This is a genomic window from Providencia sp. wls1922 (assembly GCF_009706505.1).
Classification (GTDB): Bacteria; Pseudomonadota; Gammaproteobacteria; order Enterobacterales; family Enterobacteriaceae; genus Providencia; species Providencia lanzhouensis.
On record NZ_WLUG01000088.1, the window covers coordinates 107,534 to 120,616 of the forward strand.

Annotated in this window: 14 protein-coding genes; 7 read left to right on the top strand and 7 right to left on the bottom strand. The window is 44.4% G+C overall.

Annotated elements, in window-relative coordinates:
- Positions 1-22 precede the first annotated feature (22 nt).
- From yhdP to GKR71_RS10100, 6 genes are all read left to right on the top strand, one after another.
- A complete protein-coding gene (gene yhdP / locus GKR71_RS10075; RefSeq protein ID WP_230085061.1) occupies positions 23-3,820 on the top strand; it encodes an AsmA2 domain-containing protein YhdP in 3,798 nt (1,265 codons plus the stop codon).
- On the top strand, positions 3,820-4,659 hold the full coding sequence (gene nit1 / locus GKR71_RS10080) for a deaminated glutathione amidase (RefSeq protein WP_108478432.1): 840 nt from the start codon (positions 3,820-3,822) through the stop codon (positions 4,657-4,659). The genes yhdP and nit1 overlap by 1 nt, the downstream gene beginning before the upstream one ends.
- Positions 4,660-4,679: 20 nt before the next feature.
- The gene (gene tldD / locus GKR71_RS10085; RefSeq protein ID WP_154599768.1) at positions 4,680-6,125 is read left to right on the top strand and encodes a metalloprotease TldD; all 1,446 of its coding nucleotides are present in this window, start codon (positions 4,680-4,682) and stop codon (positions 6,123-6,125) included.
- Positions 6,126-6,217: 92 nt separating this feature from the next.
- Positions 6,218-6,739, top strand: coding sequence for a ribonuclease domain-containing protein (locus GKR71_RS10090; RefSeq protein ID WP_036956095.1), 522 nt, complete (start codon positions 6,218-6,220; stop codon positions 6,737-6,739).
- 13 nt (positions 6,740-6,752) lie between these two features.
- Positions 6,753-7,061, top strand: a complete 309-nt coding sequence (locus tag GKR71_RS10095) for a barstar family protein (RefSeq protein WP_036956096.1) — start codon at positions 6,753-6,755, stop codon at positions 7,059-7,061.
- A 61-nt stretch (positions 7,062-7,122) separates the two neighbouring features.
- Positions 7,123-7,686, top strand: coding sequence for an RBBP9/YdeN family alpha/beta hydrolase (locus tag GKR71_RS10100; protein WP_036956097.1), 564 nt, complete (start codon positions 7,123-7,125; stop codon positions 7,684-7,686).
- Between the two features lie 53 nt (positions 7,687-7,739).
- On the opposite strand, the gene GKR71_RS10105 is transcribed toward GKR71_RS10100, so the two are convergent.
- The 3 genes from GKR71_RS10105 to yjgA form a co-directional block, all read right to left on the bottom strand.
- On the bottom strand, positions 7,740-8,060 hold the full coding sequence (locus GKR71_RS10105) for a low molecular weight protein tyrosine phosphatase family protein (RefSeq protein ID WP_036956099.1): 321 nt from the start codon (positions 8,058-8,060) through the stop codon (positions 7,740-7,742).
- Positions 8,057-8,290 carry a hypothetical protein gene (locus GKR71_RS20380; protein WP_036956101.1) on the bottom strand — a complete coding sequence of 78 codons (234 nt, stop codon included), beginning with the start codon at positions 8,288-8,290 and terminating at the stop codon, positions 8,057-8,059. The genes GKR71_RS10105 and GKR71_RS20380 overlap by 4 nt, the downstream gene beginning before the upstream one ends.
- A gap of 156 nt (positions 8,291-8,446) precedes the next feature.
- Complete coding sequence (yjgA, locus tag GKR71_RS10115; protein WP_036956102.1) at positions 8,447-8,992, bottom strand: ribosome biogenesis factor YjgA; 546 nt, start codon at positions 8,990-8,992, stop codon at positions 8,447-8,449.
- A gap of 183 nt (positions 8,993-9,175) precedes the next feature.
- Between yjgA and pmbA the strand changes: the two genes are divergently transcribed.
- Positions 9,176-10,516: a metalloprotease PmbA gene (gene pmbA, locus GKR71_RS10120; protein WP_154634243.1), complete on the top strand. Its 1,341-nt coding sequence runs from the start codon at positions 9,176-9,178 to the stop codon at positions 10,514-10,516.
- Positions 10,517-10,650: 134 nt separating this feature from the next.
- Here pmbA and rnk read toward each other — a convergent pair whose 3' ends face one another.
- The 4 genes from rnk to ptsN form a co-directional block, all read right to left on the bottom strand.
- Positions 10,651-11,061 (bottom strand): nucleoside diphosphate kinase regulator, encoded by a 411-nt coding sequence (gene rnk / locus GKR71_RS10125; protein WP_036956104.1) that lies wholly within the window; start codon positions 11,059-11,061, stop codon positions 10,651-10,653.
- Positions 11,062-11,261: 200 nt separating this feature from the next.
- Entirely contained in the window at positions 11,262-11,534 is a 273-nt protein-coding gene (npr, locus tag GKR71_RS10130) for a PTS phosphocarrier protein NPr (protein WP_036956105.1), read from the bottom strand.
- On the bottom strand, positions 11,531-12,385 hold the full coding sequence (gene rapZ / locus GKR71_RS10135) for an RNase adapter RapZ (RefSeq protein ID WP_036956106.1): 855 nt from the start codon (positions 12,383-12,385) through the stop codon (positions 11,531-11,533). The genes npr and rapZ overlap by 4 nt, the downstream gene beginning before the upstream one ends.
- A gap of 180 nt (positions 12,386-12,565) precedes the next feature.
- A complete protein-coding gene (gene ptsN, locus GKR71_RS10140; protein ID WP_132496594.1) occupies positions 12,566-13,033 on the bottom strand; it encodes a PTS IIA-like nitrogen regulatory protein PtsN in 468 nt (155 codons plus the stop codon).
- Positions 13,034-13,083: the final 50 nt, after the last annotated feature.

The window sequence follows — 13,083 nt, forward strand, 5'->3', positions numbered from 1 at the left end:
ATTCTGCTTGAAGGAGAAACTGGTGAAACGACTGCCACGTATCGTACTCGTGACAACCGCTGCCGTATTGTTGCTGTGTGCGTTGGTACTCACCAGTTTGCGTTTTCTATTACCCAATATTGATAATTATCGCCAAGAAATTATCACTTACGTTGAAAATCACAGTGATATCTCACTGGATATTGGTCAGATTGAAGGGGCTTGGCGCTATTATGGTCCCGAGCTTATCATTTCCGATGTTGTTGTCAAAAATCCAATAACCGATATACAAGTCAACAAAATCACTATCGAATTAGATATTTGGAATTCGCTATTATCTTTGCGTTGGCGTTTTCGTGATTTGACGTTTTATCAACTGAATGTGGATTATAAAGTCCCGCTGAGTTTTGATGGACCGGAAGATGAAACCACGAACTATGATGGCGTGGATGACCTGTTTTTACGGCAGTTTGACCATTTTATTTTAAAAGATAGCCAATTGACATTTTTGACGCCATCAGACCAAAAGATGACGTTACTATTGCCTGAACTTTCATGGCTTAACCAAGATGCCCGCCACCGCGCCCAAGGTTTCGTTAGCCTTGAAACGCTAAATAAGCAAAATAGTTATCTGCAAGTGAAGCTGGATGTGTCGGATAAAAACGGCGTACTCAGTGACGGCATATTCTATTTGCAGGCTGATAACATTGATATGCAGCCTTGGCTCAGCAAGTGGTTACGGGATAATACGGGGCTGCGGGACGCCAACTTCAGTTTATCATCGTGGATCACCCTCAAGAATAATCGTATAGATAATGGTCTGATCCAGCTACGTCAAGGTGAAGCGAACTGGGGGGAAGAGCCTCTCACACAAAATCTTCAAGTGAATGATTTATTGGTGCGTATGAAGCGCCAAGGTAACGGTTGGCTGTTTAATATTCCTGAGCTAGATACCCTGAAAACCAATGAATATATCTGGCCGCAAGGGAGCGTCTCCGTTCTGTATTTGCCTTCATCGGCAAAATATCAAAATAAAGATCACTGGCGCATTCGCGCAAAAAATATTGAGCTAGAACGTCTAAGTGAAGTCTTGCCGACATTCTCGTTTGTTACGCCAGAATTAGTGCAAGATTGGCAGCATCGTCAACCGACGGGATTAGTCTCGGAATTTGCTCTCGACCTAACGCAAGACACTGAAGACCATACGCAAATCAGTATGGACTGGCAGGATGTTAGCTGGAAAAAATGGAAAGAGCTTCCTTCTGTAAACCATTTCTCAGGGGTACTTATTGGCGGTGCTCAACAAGGGATCCTCTCATTTTCGCTGAAAGATAGTATCGTGGATTATCGCGATGAATTTAAAGCACCTTTTGAGATTAGTAACGCCAGCGGCAAATTAAATTGGATCAATAACAGCAGCGAATTCAAATTGTGGAGTTCCGGTGTGAATTTGCAAGCTAAGGCCGTCAAAGCCAATGGCGACTTTAGCTATGCGAAAGCGAAGCAGCATGATATTGCCGATTTGGCTATTTTAGCGGGGATCAGCACCGATGATGCAGGGGAAGCTTGGCGCTATTTCCCTCAAAAGCTGATGGGACAGGAGCTAGCGGATTATCTGACCAAAGCGATCATTGCTGGACATGTAGACAATGCGACGTTGGTGTATAAAGGCGACCCCGCACATTATCCTTACTATAAAAATGACGGGCAGTTCCAAGTGTATGTGCCGCTGCGTGATGGCACATTCGAATACGATGACCAATGGCCTGCATTACTGGATTTAAACCTCGATTTAGATTTTAGCCGCGCAAGTTTAGCGATGCATACGGACTCGGTGAAATTAGGGGATGCAACGGCAGAAAATCTCGATGCAGTAATTCATGATTACTTCGATGAAATGTTATATATCGATGCGGGAGTGAGTGGCACGGGCAAACAGATCCAACAATACTTCACCCATACACCACTCAAACATTCCCTTGGCGATACGCTGGATGAGCTACAAATTGATGGTACCGTAACCGGTAAGCTTAATCTCGCGATTCCATTATCGGCTGGAAAAGATGTTGTCGCGAAAGGGCAAGTCAATCTTAATAAAAATAATGTGTTTGTACGCCCAATCGATAGCACATTGCATGGATTGACTGGCAGCTTCAAATTTACCAATGGGGATTTAGTCAGTGATAACATCACGGGGCAATGGTTAGAACAGCCAGTTTCTTTGGATTTCACGACATTAACGCGCCCGAAAGATTATTTGGTGGATATTAACCTTGGCGGAAATTGGGAGCTAAATAAAGTTCCCATGCTGCCAAGTGATATCAAAGGGAAAGTCTCTGGCGTGAGTGATTGGAAAAGCCAAATTCATATCACGTTACCAGAATCATCCAAGCAAGCGACAGGCTTACAGATTGAGGTAGCCGCAGGATTAAATAAGCTAAAAAGCCAGTTACCTGCACTGAATACTGAACTACTGCAACAGCTTGGTAAGATGAATATTCAAGCAAAAGGCACGACGGAGCAATTAACGGTAGGTGGTGATATTGGTCAGCGTCTTGGTTTTAATTCTCAGTGGTCGCTCACCAGCTCGCCATTGAAACTACAAAAAGCTCACATTGCCCCATGGAATAATCAGGTTCCTGCATTACCAAACGGCTCGACCATTTTAGTGGATTTACCTGCGGTAGAAGATGTCAATTGGGAGAAATTAGCGAGTGGCTTTTTATCTTCTTCTGCCAGCGAACATGTGGGGCAAATTGGCTACCCAGATACCCTTGAGGTTAAAGCGCCATCCGTTTATTTGGCAGGTCAGCGTTGGAAAGATTTGAGCTTCTCTTATGATTTATACCGTGATGAACAGCAAATTAATGTAGAAAGTGCAAACCTAAAAGGGCAGCTACAGATTTGGAAACAGCAGCCATGGGCGCTGGATATTGAATACCTGTATTACAATCCTGAAGGTTCGCTAGCGTCAAACGAAAAGACCCCTTCATCGGAAGTATTCGACTTTAGTCAGTGGCCTAAAGTGAACATCCATTGTGCCGAGTGTTGGGTGAGTGGGCAAAAACTGGGAGAAATCTCGGCGCAAGTCACGCCAGTGGGGCAGCACACTTTAAAATTAACCGCAGGTTCACTGAAAAACAGTGCCAGTGAGTTAAAGCTTGATGCCTTATGGCGCAGTAATGATGGCAATAAAACTGAGATTGCAGGCTCGCTAACTGGCGAGGCTTTCGATGAAACTGCCGCTTATTTTGGTGTCTTGGTGCCGATTATCGACTCTCCATATTCGATTGAATTTGACCTGAACTGGGCGCAGGTTCCTTGGGAGCCTGAGGTTGCGACACTGAATGGGAAAATGTCAGCAAAATTAGGGAAAGGTGCGATTGCCCATATGGGGGGCGGGCGTGCTGGGCAGTTACTACGTCTAGTCAGTTTTGATGCATTATTGCGCAAACTTCAATTAGATTTCCGGGATACGTTCAGTAATGACTTTAACTTTGATTCGATTAAAGGCAATGCGGTCATCAATCAAGGTATTCTAACCTCGAAGGATCTTTATATTGATGGATTAGTCGCGGATATTGCCTTGAATGGGGATATTGACCTTGTTAAGCGCCAAATTAATGCGGAAGCGGTCATTACCCCTGAAATTTCTGCTACAGTAGGTGTAGCTACCGCATTCGTGATTAACCCGTTTGCGGGCGCGGCAGTATTTGCGGCATCGAAGGTCCTTGGTCCGTTGTGGAGTAAAATTTCGGTTATTCGCTATCGCGTAAGCGGTAGTCTGGATGAACCTAAAATTGATGAAGTACTACGTCAGCTTAAGGAGACTCAAGAGTAATGAAAACGGGTAATGTTGCACTTTTGCAGTTATGTAGTGGTAAGAATACAAAACACAACTTGGCACAGATAGAGCAGCAAATTAAACAGTTGCCTGATACCGTGCAGTTAGTTCTTACTCCTGAAAATGCATTACTATTTGCTGATGCTGCAACCTATCGTAAACAGGCTGAAACAGAAGGTAATGGCCCATTACAAGACGCTATCCGTGGGATGGCTATCCGTTACAATGTGTGGATCCTGATTGGGTCAATGCCATTGATTAGCCGTGAAGATCCTGAACGTATTACCAGTAGTAGCTTACTGTTTGATGCGAAAGGGAATATCACTGCGCGTTACGATAAAATTCATATGTTTGATGTGAACATCGAAGATGAACAAGGCGAGTATAACGAATCGGTTATTTATCAACGTGGTGAGCACCTGACTGTGGTTGATACACCAGTAGGTCGCTTAGGTTTAACCATTTGTTATGATTTACGTTTCCCTGGCTTATTCCAAGCATTACGTGAACAAGGTGCGGAGATTATTTCCGTCCCTGCGGCGTTTACTCGTTATACTGGACAAGCTCACTGGGAGCCACTGTTAAGAGCCCGTGCGATTGAAAACCAGTGCTATGTTTTAGCGCCAGCGCAAGTTGGGGTGCATGGTACGCGTCGTACATGGGGACATACTCTCGCCGTAGATGGCTGGGGTAAGGTGATGAAAAAGAATGTGGATGCTGTTTCCGCGTTGGTCGTGAATGTCCAGCCAGACAGCTTAAAAGTGATGCGTGAACAGATCCGAGTGGTGAAACATAACCGCTTTAGACCACAATTAACATCATTGATTAAAAAATAAACTAAATAAGAGTAACGAATATGAGTTTAGCTTCTGTCAGCGAACATTTGCTGGCTGCCAACGGTCTTGGTCAAGATAATCTGTATGATATTTTAGGGCTGCTATCTGAGCGCCGTGTTGATTATGGGGATCTCTTTTTTCAGTCTAGCTACCATGAATCATGGGTTTTAGAAGATCGAATCATTAAAGATGGCTCCTACAATATTGACCAAGGTGTTGGGGTTCGAGCGATTACGGGTGAAAAAACGGGTTTTGCCTATGCAGACCAAATTTCATTGCTGGCACTAACCCAAAGCACCACTGCAGCCCGTAGTATCGTGACTGAACAAGGCTCTGGAAAGTCACAGATTTTAACCAATGTAGACTACAAAAAACTCTATTCTGAAGTGGATCCTTTGCGTAGCTTACCGCGTGAGCAGAAAATTGAATTGCTGCATCGCGTTGACCAAGTGGCGCGCGCTGAAGATCCTCGCGTAATTGAAGTGAATGCCAGCTTAACTGGTGTGTATGAGCAAGTGTTAGTTGCTGCCACCGATGGCACATTAGCAACGGATATTCGCCCTCTGGTGCGTTTATCGGTGAGTGTGCTGGTGGAACATGATGGCAAACGTGAACGCGGAGCAAGCGGCGGCGGCGGTCGTTATGGTTATGAATATTTCCTCGAAATCCATCAAGGGCAAGTACTCGCGGAGCAGTATGCCCGTGAAGCGGTACGCATGGCGTTAGTGAATTTATCTGCAGTTGCCGCTCCTGCAGGCATGATGCCTGTAGTATTAGGTGCAGGCTGGCCAGGTGTTCTACTCCATGAAGCGGTAGGTCATGGTCTAGAAGGTGACTTTAACCGTCGTGGCACCTCTGTTTTCTCAGGAAAAATGGGAGAGCAAGTCGCATCTTCCCTGTGTACCGTGGTGGATGATGGAACCATCGCAGGGCGTCGCGGTTCATTAGCGATTGATGATGAGGGGGTTCCTGGTCAATACAATGTGTTGATTGAGAATGGAATTCTACGTAACTATATTCAAGATAAACATAACGCGCGTTTAATGGGAGTGGCGCCAACTGGGAATGCGCGTCGTGAATCTTACGCTCATTTACCAATGCCTCGCATGACAAATACCTATATGTTAGCGGGTGAATCAACACCGGAAGAGATTATTGCCAGTGTTGAAAAAGGGTTGTATGCGCCGAATTTCGGTGGTGGTCAGGTGGATATCACATCGGGTAAATTTGTGTTTTCAACCTCTGAAGCTTACTTAATTGAAAATGGTAAAATTACTTCACCAGTGAAGGGGGCGACCTTGATTGGTTCTGGTGTTGAAGCTATGCAGCAGATCTCCATGGTAGGTAATGACCTGGCGTTGGATAAAGGCGTAGGTGTTTGTGGTAAAGAAGGGCAAAGCGTGCCAGTGGGTGTGGGGCAACCGACACTGAAACTCGATAAAATGACCGTGGGTGGCACCGCGTAATCACACGTTAAGATAGTCTTTTATTTTTCGCCCTAGTCACGAATGTGACTGGGGCGATTATTTATCCGCACAGCAAAAATAATTGAGGCGTTATGAATAAGCGTATTATTTCTTTAGTGTTAATGGCAATTTTGATTGCGGTTAGCCTGTACTTTAAAGGTGGCGAGCAGGGCGCACCGGAACCATCTTCTGGTACATCATCAACCACACAAACTATATCAAGTACACAAAGCATACCGCCTTCCCGCGAAGCGATAACTCCGCGTGAAACGCCAAAAACGATTGATCAGCTGACCGCTCAGAACAATGTGGTCAGTTTTATGGAAAAATATCAAAAACTCCCCGCATTTTACATGACAAAAAAACAGGCAAGAGAAGCGGGTTGGGATGCTAAAAAAGGGAATTTATGTGAAGTTTTGCCCGGTAGAGCCATCGGTGGCGACCGCTTTTCTAACCGTGAAAAAGGCCTGCCTATTGCCGATGGGCGACAGTGGTTTGAAGCTGATATAAATTATCGTTGCGGGCATCGTGGTGCAGACCGTCTACTCTATTCCTCTGATGGAATGATCTTCGTTAGTACAGACCATTATAAAACGTTCCAACAAGTTAAATGATTGGGGGATAGCGATGAGCAAGACCGTCGTTTTTGATTTTCGTGAAATAGATAGCCTTGAGGAATTTTATCGGCAATTTCAGCAACAGTTCTCGCTTCCTAAATGGTTTGGCCATAATCTCGATGGGTTATGGGATGTGATTACTGGGGAAATAGAGTTACCCGTTACGCTGATTTTTAGCCATTTAAAGGCGGTTCAGCGTACGCAATTTTCATCGGTGATTGAATTGATGAATGAAGCAGAAGAAGAGCTAGATGAAGCGTTTATTTTTCTCATAGATATCACGAATAATGAGAATGATGCTTCACAAACCCCATGCTAGATTTGCGAAATGATTCTGCGTTTAGCCATTTTTTGTGGCGATTAATATTGAGGACGATTAAGTGGACGGTAAAAAAGTTATCATTGTTCATGGTTATACAGCATCACCGAATGATAATTGGTTTAACTGGTTAAAAGATGAATTAGAAGCGGTAGGGGCGACGGTTGATGTACCTGCATTACCAGAATCAAATTCTCCTGACCCGCAAAAATGGCAGCAATGTTTACTTGATGCCAATATTCAGTTTGATGAAAATACTATTTTAGTTGGGCACAGTTTAGGGTGCATTACGGTATTACGCTTTCTGGAAAATAATGCGCCAGAAGGGGCTAAAATTGGCGGCTATGTGCTAGTTTCTGGGTTTGATCGCTCGCTGGATTCGTTGTCTGAGTTGGCTGACCATACTCAGTTTTCATTGGATTATAATAAGCTGATTGGCATAACGGATAAGCGAGCTTCGATTATCTCTTCCAATGATTGGGTCGTGGATCCTGATGCTTCAATTGAGTTAGCAAAAGCATTAAAAACCTCTGTCACGATGGTGGAAAGTGCTGGGCATTTTCTTGATAGAGAAGGTTATACTCGACTTCCTGCATTACTCAATCTTCTACGATTTTGGTATTAAAAAATTCCCCTATGTTTTTACCACATAGGGGGATCTGAATATTTTGAATTTATTTACTTTAGATAACTCGGCACAGAGGATTCAAATAGTTGAATCAGCTCAGGATCCATATATAGGTAGTCGTCGGGAATATCTAGTACATGGATGGGCTTATGTTCAAGTAAACGAGAAAAATCGGCTATGAGCCGATTTTTATGTTTCAGCTCCATCACAAAAATAACATCCGCCCAGCGAATGAGATTGACATTGATGGGGCGTTTGGCATTGCGGCTAGTTCCCGCTGAACGAGTTACCCAGCGCGGGTGATTGCGCCAGATCTGTTCAGCGGTAGGGCTACGCCATTGATTTCGACTGCAGATGAATAAAAGGTTCATTTGTCATTTTGCATATCTTCAAGGCTACGTCGCGCTAGTAACGCGTTACTCACTTGAGGATAATCAATGCCTAGTTGTGTGGCACGAGCCAATTTTTCACTTCGAAGGTACAAATGCTTCCAGTTTTTTTCTGGAGTAAAACATTGGGTTTCTTGTGAATTTAAATTGTCGCGTGATTTGTTAATACGATCTTTGGCTCGACGCCAAGCTCTATTTCGGGTGTTATCCATATTTGCCTCATTAATTTATCGTGGTTCAGCAGCCGCGATAATACGGGTCAAAATATGACGTTGAAGATGATAGTGCGATTTGGTATCGCAAGCAACAATGGGGTGGGTTTTTAAGAATACTCCCCTAAACCACTGTGGGTATAGGGGAATAGATGATTAGTTGCTATCAGAAAGTTCTTTCAGATATTGGAAAATCTGGCGGAATGCTTTTGGTGGTTTATTTCCATCACGCTCTTTCTTCGCATTACGGACTAATGCTCGCAGTTGCTGGCGATCAGTTTGTGGGAATAGCGCAACGACTTCTTCAATGACTTCATCGCCATCGGCTAATAAACGGTTACGCAGATCTTCCAGCTTGTGCAAAATAACAACTTGCTGGTTATGGCGGTTTTTCAGCTTATCAAGGGCTTCAGTGATCGGTTCAACTTCACGAGAACGTAGTAGTTTACCGATAAGTTGTAATTGACGACGACGACCTTCACGTTTAATTTTTTGCGCTAATTCAATAGCCTCAAGTAATTGAGTGTCTAATGGGATGCGCTCAAGCTCGCTTTTACTTAAATCAACAAGTTCCGCCCCCAGTTTTTTGAGGATCTCGGCATCGCGTTTAATTTCGCTTTTGCTGACCCAAATAATCTCATCGTCCTCATCATCTTGGGGCGCTGGGATATCATCCAGCCAATCTTCAGGCTGTTTGGCCATAGGGATTTTCCTTTTTACTAAACGCCGCCGTGTAATTACGAGTAATTAGCATGATTTACGGCGTTGTGAGTGTTAACATTTATAGATTAACTCTATTGTAACTGGGAAAACCCCCTTATGACTACCTGACATTGATATGTCGAGGTAGAAAATCACTTTTCCCCTCTTTATTGGACAAAATGCATGAGTGTTACTGAACAAGTTGCCGAACAACGTAAACAATTAGAACAAGCCGTCGCCCACGCATTGGAATTCGCCAAAAGCCGTTGTGATGGCGCTGAAGTTGCAGTCAATAAAAGCACCGGCATTAGCGTGAGCACGCGCCAAGGTGATGTGGAGAATGTGGAATTTAACAGTGATGGGGCGCTCGGGATCACGGTTTACCATAAACAACGCAAAGGCAGTGCATCTTCAACGGATTTAAGCGACGAAGCCATTGAGCGTACAGTTCAAGCCGCGATTGATATTGCGTCTTATACTTCTGAAGACCCGTGTGCAGGCCCTGCTGACAAATCATTACTGGCATTTGATGCGCCGGATTTAAACCTATTCCAAGCTACAGAGCTTTCCCCTGAGGAAGCCATCAAGCTGGCATCAATTGCGGAAATGACCGCATTAAATGCAGATTCACGCATTGTGAATACGGAAGGTGGTAGCTTCAATGGACACTATGGTATCCGTGTCTTTGGTAACTCTCTAGGTCTATTAAAGAGCTACAGTTCTAGCCGTTATTCGATGTCGAGCTGCGTAATCGCCGAGCAAAATGGTGAAATGGAGCGCGATTATGCGTATACCATCGCACGTAGCATGCAGGCATTAAAATCCCCTGAGTGGGTAGGTCAAGAGTGTGCTCGTCGTACATTATCTCGCTTATCGCCTCGTAAATTGCCAACCATGAAAGCTCCCGTTATTTTTGCCTCAGAAGTGGCGACGGGGTTATTTGGTCATTTAGTCGGTGCTATCAGTGGCAGCAGCATTTATCGTAAATCATCATTCTTAATGGATAGCCTTGGCAAACAAATTTTACCAAGCTGGTTAACCATTAATGAGCAGCCGCATTTGATGGGTGGTTTAGCCTCATCCCCATTTGACAGTGAAGGTGTACGTACTACTGAGCGCAATATTGTGGAAAATGGCGTTCTGCAAACCTGGCTGATGACCAGTTATTCTGCGCGTAAACTGGGGCTGCAAAGCACAGGTCATGCGGGTGGGATTCATAACTGGCGCATTGAAGGACAAGGCATATCATTTGACGCTTTATTGAAGAAAATGGGGACCGGCTTAGTGGTCACTGAGCTGATGGGACAGGGTGTGAGTGGAATTACGGGGGACTATTCCCGTGGGGCATCCGGTTTTTGGGTAGAAAATGGCGAAATTCAGTATCCTGTGAGCGAAATTACCATTGCAGGTAATTTGAAGGATATGTGGATGAACATGGTGACTATCGCCGATGATATCGAAACGCGCAGCAATATTCAGTGTGGTTCTGTGCTGATCCCTGAAATGAGTATTGCAGGGCAGTAAGTTCTAGTTGAATAATAAGCGCTAAATAGCAAAAAGGCACTCAATGAGTGCCTGAATACCGCCTGAAGACTAACGACAGTTTCTTGATGGAAACTTTTTTCGGCTAGTCTTCTTTCTCTTGTTGAGCATCGCAACTAGCGATGGAACTCGCCAGCCGCTTCAGGTTGATAAACAATCTCTAACACACGAACACGGGTTTCTACGCCGTTTGGCAGCGCCCAGCTAATTTCGTCGTTAACATGTAAACCTAATAAAGCTGCACCGATTGGCGCCATCACGGACAGTTGTTCTGCACTATCTTTGAGAGAGGCAGGGTAAACCAATGTGCGTGTGCGCTCTTCGTTACTGATTAAATCTAAGAAACGAATAGTGCTGTTCATTGTGACCACATCCGCAGGGATCTCTTGTGGAGATACGATATCTGCGCGGTCTAATTCGTCGTTTAGTGCTTCAGCAACAGGCGTACCCGCATAAGCGGCTTGCTCCATCAGGGCATCTAAGCGTTCTGCATCTAAATCATTGATAATAATTGTTGGCTTTGTCATACCACACTCCAATAGGGACGTACAAAGCAAACACCCCCCACCCAGAAGGCAGGGGGTGTTTGCTAGAAAATAGATTATGTAAAATATTAGGCGCTATAGGCGTTAAAGGGAAGAGATCGGGATCACGAACTCGGTGCCTATGCGTGTAAAACCATGTATATCGCTCTGTTCGCTAAGATGTAATGACGCAATGAGTTGGACTACTCTTCGTCAAATCCACTTTCAAACAGTTTAATGATTGCGGATAACGCCAAATCTTCATCGGGTCCGCTAACCTCGATATCAATTTTACTACCTTGTTCCGAGTCTAACATCAACATCGCAATAACGCTATCCGCCTCGGCCTCAATTTGGCTGTCATTTTTTAAAATGACTCTAGAGTTAAATTGTTTAACTAAATCATAGAGAAGCATTGCTGGTCTGGCATGCATACCAAGGCGGTTTTTTAGCGTAATCGTTGCTTTGACGGTCATTGCTTGCGTTTTTCCAACGTTCTGTGGCGTGACTGGACGTTTTTCCCTCGGGAGCGGAAATAATCAGCCAGCTGTTCTGCCACATACACCGAACGGTGTTTCCCTCCCGTACAGCCGATGGCGACGGTGAGGTAGCTGCGGTTATTGGTTTCTAACATCGGTAACCATAACTCTAAGTAACTACGAGTCTGGTAAATAAAGTTATGAACCTCGGTGTGTCTGTCCAAGAAGGCCGCAACGGGACGATCTAAACCGGTCATTGGGCGCAGTTTAGGATCCCAGTGTGGGTTTGGTAAAAAGCGCACATCGAAAACGTAGTCAGCATCAATTGGAATACCGTGTTTGAAACCGAAGGACTCAAACACCATGGTCAGCTCACGCTCGCGTTTGCCCATTAAGCGTGTTCTGAGCATTTCCGCTAATTCGTGCACTGACATTTCTGAGGTATCAATGACCAAGTCAGCGCGGGAGCGTAGCGGTTCTAATAGCTCGTTTTCTTCGTCGATGGCACTTTCTAAGGATAAATTTTTACTTGAAAGTGGGTGTAATCGACGAGTATCACTGTAACGACGAATTAATGTGTTGCGATCTGCATCCAGAAATAGCAGTTGTGGCGAGAAGGTTGATGGCAGTTTATCAATCGCTTCTTCAAACACTTCTGGATTGTCGGGCATATTACGCACGTCAATGCTCACGGCCGCAGAAATATTGCGATCGGCAAGTGAATTAGCCAATTCCGGCAGTAAGACTACCGGCAGGTTATCCACACAATAGAAACCCATATCTTCCAGCGCGCGTAGGGCAACGGATTTTCCCGAACCGGAACGGCCGCTGACAATCATCAGCACCATGAGCTAACTCCCTTCTGTCTCTTAAGGATTTATATCTTAATGATCGATTTCTCACTGATCACACATTTCTAATTGATCAAACACGTCTGACTATTTTGCATTTTGCGGTGTTTTACGATGCCGAATGAAAGAAATCATAACAATATCATTAGGCTGGCATCAACACATATCAGTTATTACTTACTCAATGATGATCTGGTATAACTCTTCGTCACTTTGCGCACTACGCAGACGCTTACAGAACGCTTTATCCGCTAATTTTTTAGCGATAAGAGACAACGTATGTAAGTGAGTTTTACATTGATCCGATGGAACAAGTAATGCAAAAAGCAGATCAACAGGTTGGTTATCAATCGCATCAAAGGCAATGGGCTCTTCTAAATGCAAAAATACGCCAGCGGCGCGTGCACTTTCGCCTTCATTGAGTTTGCCATGAGGGATTGCAATTCCACCACCAATACCCGTGGTGCCAACTTTTTCTCTGGTTAGTAACGCTTCAAATACCGTATTTTCCGGTAATCCCAACTCGGCGGCCGCTAACTCACTAATAATTTCTAATGCTCTCTTCTTACTGGTGCAAACTAAATTATTACGTGTGCAACTGGCGGATAAAACATCGCTTAATTGGATTTCTATATCACTATTCATTTTATTATTCACTTAGGACTACAAAACCAGATGATGTATGCCACCATCTG

What these genes read in the sequence shown, in the direction of transcription:
- rnk (WP_036956104.1), bottom strand. Translation starts at nt 11,061, where the DNA reads ATGACAAAGCCAACAATTATTATCAATGATTTAGATGCAGAACGCTTA.
- GKR71_RS20380 (WP_036956101.1), bottom strand. Translation starts at nt 8,290, where the DNA reads ATGGATAACACCCGAAATAGAGCTTGGCGTCGAGCCAAAGATCGTATT.
- GKR71_RS10105 (WP_036956099.1), bottom strand. Translation starts at nt 8,060, where the DNA reads ATGAACCTTTTATTCATCTGCAGTCGAAATCAATGGCGTAGCCCTACC.
- rapZ (WP_036956106.1), bottom strand. Translation starts at nt 12,385, where the DNA reads ATGGTGCTGATGATTGTCAGCGGCCGTTCCGGTTCGGGAAAATCCGTT.
- npr (WP_036956105.1), bottom strand. Translation starts at nt 11,534, where the DNA reads ATGACCGTCAAAGCAACGATTACGCTAAAAAACCGCCTTGGTATGCAT.
- GKR71_RS10095 (WP_036956096.1), top strand. Translation starts at nt 6,753, where the DNA reads ATGAGCAAGACCGTCGTTTTTGATTTTCGTGAAATAGATAGCCTTGAG.
- tldD (WP_154599768.1), top strand. Translation starts at nt 4,680, where the DNA reads ATGAGTTTAGCTTCTGTCAGCGAACATTTGCTGGCTGCCAACGGTCTT.
- GKR71_RS10090 (WP_036956095.1), top strand. Translation starts at nt 6,218, where the DNA reads ATGAATAAGCGTATTATTTCTTTAGTGTTAATGGCAATTTTGATTGCG.
- yjgA (WP_036956102.1), bottom strand. Translation starts at nt 8,992, where the DNA reads ATGGCCAAACAGCCTGAAGATTGGCTGGATGATATCCCAGCGCCCCAA.
- pmbA (WP_154634243.1), top strand. Translation starts at nt 9,176, where the DNA reads ATGAGTGTTACTGAACAAGTTGCCGAACAACGTAAACAATTAGAACAA.
- nit1 (WP_108478432.1), top strand. Translation starts at nt 3,820, where the DNA reads ATGAAAACGGGTAATGTTGCACTTTTGCAGTTATGTAGTGGTAAGAAT.
- ptsN (WP_132496594.1), bottom strand. Translation starts at nt 13,033, where the DNA reads ATGAATAGTGATATAGAAATCCAATTAAGCGATGTTTTATCCGCCAGT.